The organism is Lamprobacter modestohalophilus, assembly GCF_016583905.1.
In the GTDB taxonomy this organism is placed as follows: domain Bacteria; phylum Pseudomonadota; class Gammaproteobacteria; order Chromatiales; family Chromatiaceae; genus Lamprobacter; species Lamprobacter modestohalophilus.
In genome coordinates, this window is sequence record NZ_NRRY01000052.1 from 22,178 (window position 1) to 30,953 (window position 8,776).

Annotated in this window: 8 protein-coding genes; 4 read left to right on the top strand and 4 right to left on the bottom strand. The window is 62.6% G+C overall.

The window, feature by feature from the left end; genetic code table 11:
• Position 1 precedes the first annotated feature (1 nt).
• From CKO42_RS21250 to CKO42_RS21260, 3 genes are read right to left on the bottom strand one after another with little or no spacing between them, the layout of a single operon-like run.
• The gene (locus CKO42_RS21250; RefSeq protein WP_200248557.1) at positions 2-1,435 is read right to left on the bottom strand and encodes a GGDEF domain-containing protein; all 1,434 of its coding nucleotides are present in this window, start codon (positions 1,433-1,435) and stop codon (positions 2-4) included.
• Complete coding sequence (locus CKO42_RS21255) at positions 1,425-2,006, bottom strand: YfiR/HmsC family protein (RefSeq protein WP_200248560.1); 582 nt, start codon at positions 2,004-2,006, stop codon at positions 1,425-1,427. The genes CKO42_RS21250 and CKO42_RS21255 overlap by 11 nt, the downstream gene beginning before the upstream one ends.
• On the bottom strand, positions 2,006-4,015 hold the full coding sequence (locus CKO42_RS21260; RefSeq protein WP_338034968.1) for a TonB-dependent receptor plug domain-containing protein: 2,010 nt from the start codon (positions 4,013-4,015) through the stop codon (positions 2,006-2,008). Before CKO42_RS21260 ends, CKO42_RS21255 begins: the two co-directional genes overlap by 1 nt.
• A 396-nt stretch (positions 4,016-4,411) precedes the next feature.
• On the opposite strand from CKO42_RS21260, the gene CKO42_RS21265 reads away from it, so the two are divergent.
• A complete protein-coding gene (locus tag CKO42_RS21265) occupies positions 4,412-5,392 on the top strand; it encodes a DNA ligase (protein ID WP_338034969.1) in 981 nt (326 codons plus the stop codon).
• Between the two features lie 36 nt (positions 5,393-5,428).
• On the opposite strand, the gene CKO42_RS27545 is transcribed toward CKO42_RS21265, so the two are convergent.
• On the bottom strand, positions 5,429-5,647 hold the full coding sequence (locus tag CKO42_RS27545) for a LexA family protein (protein ID WP_242479588.1): 219 nt from the start codon (positions 5,645-5,647) through the stop codon (positions 5,429-5,431).
• An 83-nt stretch (positions 5,648-5,730) separates the two neighbouring features.
• Between CKO42_RS27545 and CKO42_RS21275 the strand changes: the two genes are divergently transcribed.
• The 3 genes from CKO42_RS21275 (at position 5,731) to CKO42_RS21285 (ending at position 8,605) form a co-directional block, all read left to right on the top strand.
• Positions 5,731-6,009 carry a DUF5372 family protein gene (locus CKO42_RS21275; RefSeq protein ID WP_200248573.1) on the top strand — a complete coding sequence of 93 codons (279 nt, stop codon included), beginning with the start codon at positions 5,731-5,733 and terminating at the stop codon, positions 6,007-6,009.
• A gap of 54 nt (positions 6,010-6,063) precedes the next feature.
• On the top strand, positions 6,064-6,396 hold the full coding sequence (locus CKO42_RS21280) for a DUF6788 family protein (protein ID WP_200248576.1): 333 nt from the start codon (positions 6,064-6,066) through the stop codon (positions 6,394-6,396).
• Positions 6,397-6,532: 136 nt separating this feature from the next.
• Positions 6,533-8,605 carry a recombinase family protein gene (locus tag CKO42_RS21285; protein WP_200248578.1) on the top strand — a complete coding sequence of 691 codons (2,073 nt, stop codon included), beginning with the start codon at positions 6,533-6,535 and terminating at the stop codon, positions 8,603-8,605.
• Positions 8,606-8,776 lie beyond the last annotated feature (171 nt).

Consider the following 8,776-nt stretch of genomic DNA (forward strand, 5'->3'; position numbering starts at 1 on the left):
TTCAGTGCTCAGCAATGATCTGATTACGGCCTGCGCGCTTGGCCTGATAGAGGAGTCGGTCGGCGGTCTCGAGCAGCACATCGATGGTGGAGCCGGCATACGCGGCGACACCACCGCTGATGTTGACGCGAAGCTCGGGCCGGGGCCACTGCTCAGCCTCAATCTTGGTGCGCAGACGTTCGGCGATATCGAACGCGACCGAGACAGGTGCCGACGGCAGAATGACCAAAAACTCCTCGCCGCCATAACGCCCGCAGATATCCGATTCACGCACGCACTGGCGCATGAGCTCGGCGACACGCACCAGTACCTGATCGCCAATGGCATGGCCAAAGCTGTCATTGATCTGCTTGAAATGGTCTAGGTCGAACAGGATCACTGACAGCCCAGAGCCTTCCCGATCGGCGCGCTCGATGCTCTCGGAGAGACGCGCAAACAGATAGCGGCGGTTATAGATCTTGGTCAACGCATCGGTATTGGCCGCCTGATGCAAACGCCGCTGGGTGGCCTTGAGCTCGGAGACATCGACCAGTGAGATCAGCCGATGGGCAACGCCAGAGAGCAGCACTTGGCTCACTGAGACCATCGCCCAGCGCAGATCACCCTGCGGGGTACTGATCTGAACCTCACGCTGCAGATCGGCCGCGGCCAGGAGACCATCGGCGAGCATCGCCTGCCAGGTCAGGCTATCGAGCCGCCCACTCCCATCGGACGCCAATCCGAGATACTGCATCGCCGCCTGATTGGCGCGTTGGATGCTCGAGCCATCGGCCTGCAGCTGCAGGATCGGGAACGGCACCACCTCGAGCAGATTGCTCAAATTGCTCTCGCTCTCGCGCAAGCGGCGCAACAGCCTGGCGACACCACCCCAGGCGACGACGATGAACAGCAGGATGAGGCCACCGGCAATCAGCAGATTGGTCCGGACATCGGCCAGCAACGTCTCCAGCGAGCGGGTGTTGGCGTAGAAAGTCGCCACGCCGATGAGCGCATAGTCTTGCGGATGGTAGAGCGGCACCTCGGTGACGAAGCAGCCCGAGCAGTCGGTGCCGCCGCGCCGCAGGCTCATGGCCTCCAGTGGCAGGTTGACCCGGTCAGGGTCGAGCTCGAGCCGAATCTGGTTGGTCAGCGCCTGCCCACTCTCATCCTCCTTGATCAACAAGATGGCATCGAGCCGCGTCTCCAACGCATTCAAGAGTTGCTCAGCAGGCAAGTCACGGACCAGCAGCACCTCGATCCCGCGCGCCTGTGCCTGCGCGAGCGCATGCGCCCGACTCTCCGCATCATCACGCAGCGCCGGCTCCAAGACCAGCAGCCAATAGCCAGCAATGAGCGCCTCGAGCAGGACGCCAAGCAGGGCAAAGATGAGCGCGAGATTGCGCTCGAAACGAAACGAGCGGATCGCTCCACCGCTGAACCTGGAGTCACTCGGCATGATGCGCGACCCTTAGGAAGAACGGCTTGAAGCTCAGGCCAGCGCGACGGGCCTGAGCAAGGTTGATCGATGGCAGGATGCGGTCAGCGACATGGATACCCGCCACTGCACCGGCGCTGACATCACCCTCGAATGGCGAGAAGACCAAGACCTGATGCCGCTCTGAGAGCCGGCGCAGCAGATCCGGCTCAAGCCCAGAGCTGGCCACGAAGATCGCCGCAAGCGGGGGCTCGCGATTGGGCTCGAGTTGCTCGATCGGCACGACGCTGACCCGCAACGGATGTCCTTGCACCTGATCAAGCGCCTCGAGCGAGGCAACCGCCTGCTGAGCCGCTTTGTCCGTCGAGCGATAGACGATGACAATCTCGAGCACTCCATCAGCATTGCGCTGAGCCGACAACTGCTCCTGGGCCCCCAACACCGCGGGAAACAGATTCAGGCCGACCCGCAAGCGCTGCAGTTCTTCCTGCCATAAGGGCAGCGCCCAGGCCGAAGAGAGCCAAAGGAGCAGGAGGCAAGACAGCGCCCCGAACTGCCGACCGCAACCGGCGTGCTGAATCGATCTTGTCATCAAAAGGCATAGCCCACAGAGAGCCACCAGCGCCGTCCGGGACGCGGATAGTCATCCACATAGGTCAGGGGCACCCCAGCGAAGCTCGCATACTGCTCCGGATAGCGGACGTCGGCATCGGTCAGGTTCTTCACGCCAAGATGGGCATAGAGGCCGGACTCCGAGGCGCTGCTATAGCTCAGCGTCAGATCGGCCGTGGTATAGGCGTCTAACGGAGCGCGCTCATCACCAACCCGACGCTCGCGCTCGCCGACGTAGCTCAACTGGAGTGCAGCCGTCCAGGGCTCGAGCGGACGCCACAGCAGCGCCAGATTGCCGAGCAAGTCGGTGCCGCCCGGCAAGGGACGGCCAGTGCCGAAGTCGTGGCTGTCGACGAAGGAGAGATTGGCATCAAACCGGAGATGAGCGCCAAGGCGTTGCTCGTACTCAAGCTCGATACCCCGCAATCGGGCATCAGCGCTGTTGATGTAGCCGCTATTCTGATCGCCAAAAATGATTTGATTGGTCAGGTCGGACTGGAACAGGATGACCCGCCCCTTCCAATTCGGCTTGCGCAAGACATAGCCCAGCTCATAGGTCGCAATCTCACCAGCTTCCAACCCGCGCCCATCAGCCGGATACTCGAGTTCATAGAAGGTCGGCGGCCGAAACGCCTGGGCAAACTGCAGCTTGAGGATATGCTCGCTGTTGATGCGCCAGACCGCGGCGAGTCTTGGACTGAGATAGGTATCCGCATCGCTGTAGTCGTCGACGCGCAAGGCGCCGGTCAGGGTGACGCGATCGCTGATCCGATACTCATCCTGGGCGATCAGGCTCAACACACGCCGGTTGCGGCTATCGTCGAGCCAGGGATAGTCGATGGCGAAGCTTTCTGGCCATTCCCAAGTCGCCTCATCGACCTCGACCTGGCTCGCCTCCAGCCCGAACAGGACCTGATGGCGCTCGTTCGGTCGCCAGTGGATGTCCGCGGCGGCCAGGTAGCGGGTCTCTTGGTAGTCCTGACTCATGGTGACCGAGTCATCGATGAGATAGCCGGGTGGAAAGACGAAAAGGTCGTCACGGTCGCGCTGGTAGCGCAACGCCTCTAAGCGCAGCCGCGTACTCAGTCGCTCGCCCAGCTGCAGGTTGGCGCCGAGTTGAAGCGAATAATAGCCCTGACGTGAGGCCAGCTGATCCTTGTCGGGGGGCAAGAAATGATTGATGCCGAAGTAGTCGCCATAGTCATCATCGAGGACCTTGACGGCGGCAAAGAAATCCCCCCAATGCAAATGACCGAACAACGCTCGATAGCGATGGGTCTCGTTGGACGGGCCAGGTGCATGCGACAGCGCTGGTTGGCCGAGCGCATGGAGTGCGTCCCCGTCGACATCGACACCGCCATCACCGTCTAAACCGAGCACATTGAATGAGGCGCTAAGGTCGCGCTCGGGGTCTTGCCAGTACCAGATCCCGCCGCCGCCATGGTCGGCCCCGTCCATCGCCTGTGCGCTGAGGTTGCGCTGGCGCTTGCGGGTGATGACGTCGATGACGCCAGCAAAGGCGTACTCGCCATGGACCGAGGCCCCAGGGCCGCGAATCACTTCGATGCGCTCGACCTGCTCGATCGGGATATTGAGGACCGGGTTGGCAGTGGCGTAAAGGGTCGAGTTCATCGACACGCCATCGAGCAAGACCTTGAGGTTGCCCGAGGCATAACCGTAACCGATGCCACGACTCAGGATCTGGCGCTCGCCGGTCATCTCCAGCCCCTGGCTGATCCCTGGCACCAGCGTCAGTGCTTCGCCGACGTTGCGCACCCCGCGCGCCATCAGATCCTCACCGATCAGGATGGTCGCCATGCCAGGCACGAAATCGGCGTTCATCCCGCTGCGCGTTGCCAGCTCAGTCTCCTGCTCGAGCAGGGCCATCAGGTCTTGCAGCTTGGCGTCATCGGTCTTCGTCTCGGTCTGCGCCTGTGCGCTGCTAACAGCCACGGTCAGGAGCACGCCGAAGAGTCGAGCCGAATCCACCACAGGCACCCGCTGCCGAGGCCCACATCTGGCTAATCGTGCTCGTCGCTTCGTGAACAAGGGTTCGCCCATCGCTGCTGTTCGTCCTTTGCCATCGCCGCCACCGTGCAGTGGATCACTGCACGACACGCGATCATAGCAGAGATGCCGCGTTGGTCCTTCAGCGTTCCCTGCCGACGAGAACCACGTCCTCAAGACTCGACAAACCGCCGCTGCAATGAGCGACGCCCGTATCCGCCATCAGGGCTTTCATCAAGGCATCCATCAGCCCTCTATCAGGCATCCATCAGGCATCCATCAGGCCCCTTTCAGGCCTCTAGCAAGCCCCTATCAAGACCTCCATCACGCCAAGCTGCTCGAGACCCACAACTTGCAACGGCCGTTGCTTCGGATAGAGTGGCAGGTCTATTCCTGCCGATTTGGGTGCTCGCCATGCCTCCGACCTTCCTGCAACGATTCAGCTTGCCGCTGTTACTGCTGACCGGCCTGCGCATGCCGATGGCCTTCGCCAGCTCATCCGGCATGGCCCTGGATTCCGTGCAGCCGACGTCCGCTGAAAACCTCGACGGCGAGCATCAGGATCTCGCCTCAGCGCTGCGCACCGCGCCCCCGGATCTGGCGCTTGCCCTGGTCTATGAGCCGGGTATTGATCTCGCCGGTTATCTGGTCAGCGAGAAGTTCGACGGCGTGCGGGCGCTTTGGGATGGGCGTCGGCTGATCACCCGAGGTGGCCTGATCATCAACGCTCCGGCCGGGTTCACCGCCGGCTTTCCCGAGCATTCCTTAGACGGCGAGCTCTGGATGGGACGCGGCACCTTCGCCCGCCTCTCCGGCACGGTGCGCACCCTCGAGCCGGACATCGAGGCCTGGCAGCAGGTGCGCTATGTCGTCTTCGACCTACCCGCGCACCAAGGCCGCTTCGAGGATCGATTCGCAACCCTCGAGCGCCTGCTCGAACAGGCACCCAACAGCAGGCTGCAACTCGCTCATCAGCATCCGATCGCGGATCATGAGAGCCTGCAAGCGCGGCTCGACGAGATCGTTGCGGCGGGCGCTGAGGGACTGATGCTGCATCACCGCGATGCCCAGTATCAAGCCGGGCGCAACGCCGATCTCCTAAAGGTCAAACCCTATCTGGAAGGCGAAGCAATCGTGCTCGAGCACCTACCGGGCCAAGGCAAGTACGCCGGGATGCTCGGCTCGATGCTGGTCGAAGAGCCCGACGGCACCCAATTCAAGCTCGGCAGCGGCTTCAGCGATGCCGAGCGTGCCAATCCGCCACCGATCGGCAGCCTCGTCACTTTCAAGTACCACGGCCGCACCAAGTTCGACCGGCCGCGCTTCGCCAGCTTTCTACGCATCACCGACGAGCTCTGACTGTTCGATCCCAGTGCCACTTCATTGACGATTGGCCTAGGGGGGGGCGGCTTCGCCGTCGATCAGGGCGACGACGACCTCGCCATTGGTGGCCGTTGCTTGGCGTTTTACCAGGATCAGATCGCCGTCCTCGATCTGATCCTCGGTCATCGAATCGCCGCGCACGCGCAGCGCGAATACCGCATCTAAGGCTCCGCGTCCCGGTCGATATCCATAGCTACCATCCAGAAAATCGGCTTCGTCGATGGCTTCCAAGATTTTACTGACTCCAATCTGCAGCAGTTTGTCTGCCACTGCCGGGACGGTTACCGCGAACTGCACAGTTTGACAATCCTCGTTTGGGATGGGCAACCATCACCCACCCGTTCCACCCGTTGCGCGGTCAGCGCTTCGAGGTTCTCAAGCCCCGCCAAGTCGCTGGCACCGAGACACTGATCGTTCGCGATGGCGAGCGCGGCAGCTTCAGCATCGCCCGCGACTGGACCGACTGGGGGACCCCAGAACCCAGCGCAGGACTGACAGTGTCCGCCGGCAAGCTCGCCCTCGAACCGCTGGTGGAGCTCGTAGCGCTGATCACGGTGTTACAGAACCGCACCCTGGAGCACCTTGACGAATGAACGGTTGCCATCCATGCTTCGTATCAGACCAGTTAATTGCATGGTCTGATACGCATGCAAGACATCGCTTCTGCAACACTGCGCCAACGCCGCCACGCCCTCGAACGCGAGCTCCCGTCGCCGCAAGGGCTGCTGCGCGGCTCGCTGATCGAGCGCTACAAGCGCTGCGGCAAACCCGGCTGCAAGTGTGCCACCGGCCGCGGGCACGGCCCCAAGTACTATCTCTCGCTCAGCCGCTCGGGCGCGCGCCCGCAGATGGACTATGTCCCCCAAGGCGCGCTCGAACAGGTGCGCTCGGCACTGGCCAACTATCAGCGCACGCGCGGGATGCTGGAGGAGATCTGCGCCATCAACCGCGAGCTGTTGCGCCGCCGCGAGCGGTTATAGGAACGCACGGTGAGCCGGCCACTTCCCTCACTCACCGACGACGTTGTCGATACCGCTCTGGCCGCAACCCTGATCGCCAACATGCTGTCGAGCCTCCTCGACGCCGATTCCCTGGGCCCAGCGACGGAGGTGAGCGATGAGTGCATCGATCGGTCAGCACCACCTGCAACGGCCGGCGTATGTCTATGTCCGCCAATCGACGATGGCGCAGGTGCGCCATCACCAGGAGAGTACCGAGCGCCAGTATGCGCTGCGCGAGAAGGCGCTGAGCCTCGGCTGGCCGGCGGAGCTGATCCGAGTTCTGGATGCGGATCTGGGGCGCTCGGGTGCCCAGAGTCAGCAGCGCGAGGATTTCAAGACCCTGGTCGCCGAGGTGTCGATGGATCGGGTGGGTGCGGTGTTTGCCCTGGAGGTCTCGCGCCTGGCGCGCTCGAATCTGGACTGGCTGCGCCTCTTGGAACTCTGCGCCCTGACGCGAACCTTGGTCATCGACGAGGATGGTTGCTACGATCCGGCGGACTTCAACGATGGGCTGCTGCTCGGATTGAAGGGGACCATGGCGCAGGCGGAGCTGCATTTCTTGCGCGCGCGCCTCCAGGGCGGGAAATGTCATAAGGCCGAAAAGGGTGAGCTGCGCTTTCCGCTGCCGGTTGGACTTTGCTATGACAGCGAAGGACGCACGGTTTTGGATCCGGATGCCGAGGTGCGTGGAGCGGTGGAGCTGGTGTTTGCGCTGTTTCACGAAACCGGCAGTGCCTATGCCGTCGTGCAGCGCTTTGCCAGGGCCAGGCTGCGCTTCCCGAAACGGGCCTATGGCGGCGCGTGGAACGGACGCCTGCTGTGGGGGCGGCTGACCCACGCGCGTGTCTTGGGCATCCTGCGCAATCCAAGTTATGCCGGAACCTATGTCTTCGGGCGCTATCGCTATCGACGCCTGCCAACCGCCGATGGGCAGATCCAGACCAAGACCGAGGTGGTCCCACGCGAGCAGTGGTCGGTGACCATTCAGGATCATCACCCCGGCTATCTGAGCTGGGAGGATTATCTGGCCAATCAGCAGCGCCTGGCGCAGAACCGAACCTGTACGGAGGCGACGATCTTGAGCGGACCGGCACGCGAGGGGCTTGCGCTGCTGCCAGGGCTGTTGCTCTGTGCCCGCTGCGGCCGGCGGCTGACGGTGCGTTATCGCGGCAACGGCGGCCTGTATCCGATCTATCTCTGCAGCTGGCGTCGGCGCGATGGGCTCGATACCCGGGATTGTCTCAGTGTGCGCTGCGATCTGCTCGATGCGGCGGTCACCGAGCAGATGTTCAGCGCACTACAGCCCGTCGAGCTTGAGCTAGCCATGGCTGCAGTGGCGGAGCTGGAAACACGCGATGCGGCCTTGCGGCAGCAGTGGCAGCGGCGCGTGGAGCGCGCTGAATACGAGGCGCAGCTGGCCGAGCGCCGCTATGAGGAGGTGGATCCCGCCAACCGACTGGTGGCGGCGACCTTGGAGCAGCGCTGGAACGCGGCCTTGCAACAGCTCGCCGAGCTGAAATGCCAAGGCGAGCAGGCACACCACGAGCAAGCGCGCGTGGCCACCCCAGAGCAGCGCGCGCAGGTGCTGGCACTGGCGCGGGATGTCCCGCGTCTGTGGCAGGCACCAACGACCACGGCGAAGGATCGCAAGCGCATGCTGCGCCTACTGATCAAGGACATCACGGTAGAGAAGTCAGCCCCGAAGCAGCTCGTGCTTCATCTGCGCTGGCAAGGCGGCGCCTGCACGGAGGTGGCGCTCGTGTTGCCGCCGAGTGCGGCAGATCAAGTCCGCTACCCGGCCGAGGTGGTTGAGCAGATTCGAACCTTGGCCAGCACCTTAAACGATGCGCAGATTGCCGAGCAGCTCAATCAAGAAGGCCGCCTGAGTCCAAAGGGCAAGACCTTTCGCGCATCAATGATCCAGTGGGTGCGCTATCAACATCAGATTCCGGCGCCCGTGCTCAAGCGCACCGAGGAATTGACCGTCGATGAGGTGATGATCCGCTTTGGCGTCAGCCGTCATGTGGTCTACTACTGGATTGAGCGTGGACACGTGAATGTCCGTCAGCTCAAACCTGGCGGCCCTTACTGGATCACCTTGGATGAGCAACAGAACGCACGCCTGATCGACTGGGTCAAATCCTCATCACATCTGCATGCACAGCCGCAATCCGAAACTCCATTGTAGGAGGGCATTATGCTCGAACCGTCGGTATCCCCAATGGCCTCAACTTCCCGTTGAGCTTGGGGATGTATCTTCTGAGTACCAGCTTGGCCCGATACCACCCCCCTTTGACCGCCGCCACCAGTCCTTCCACATTGTCCTGGAGGTTGGCTTCATAGGCGCGTGCATCCAGTC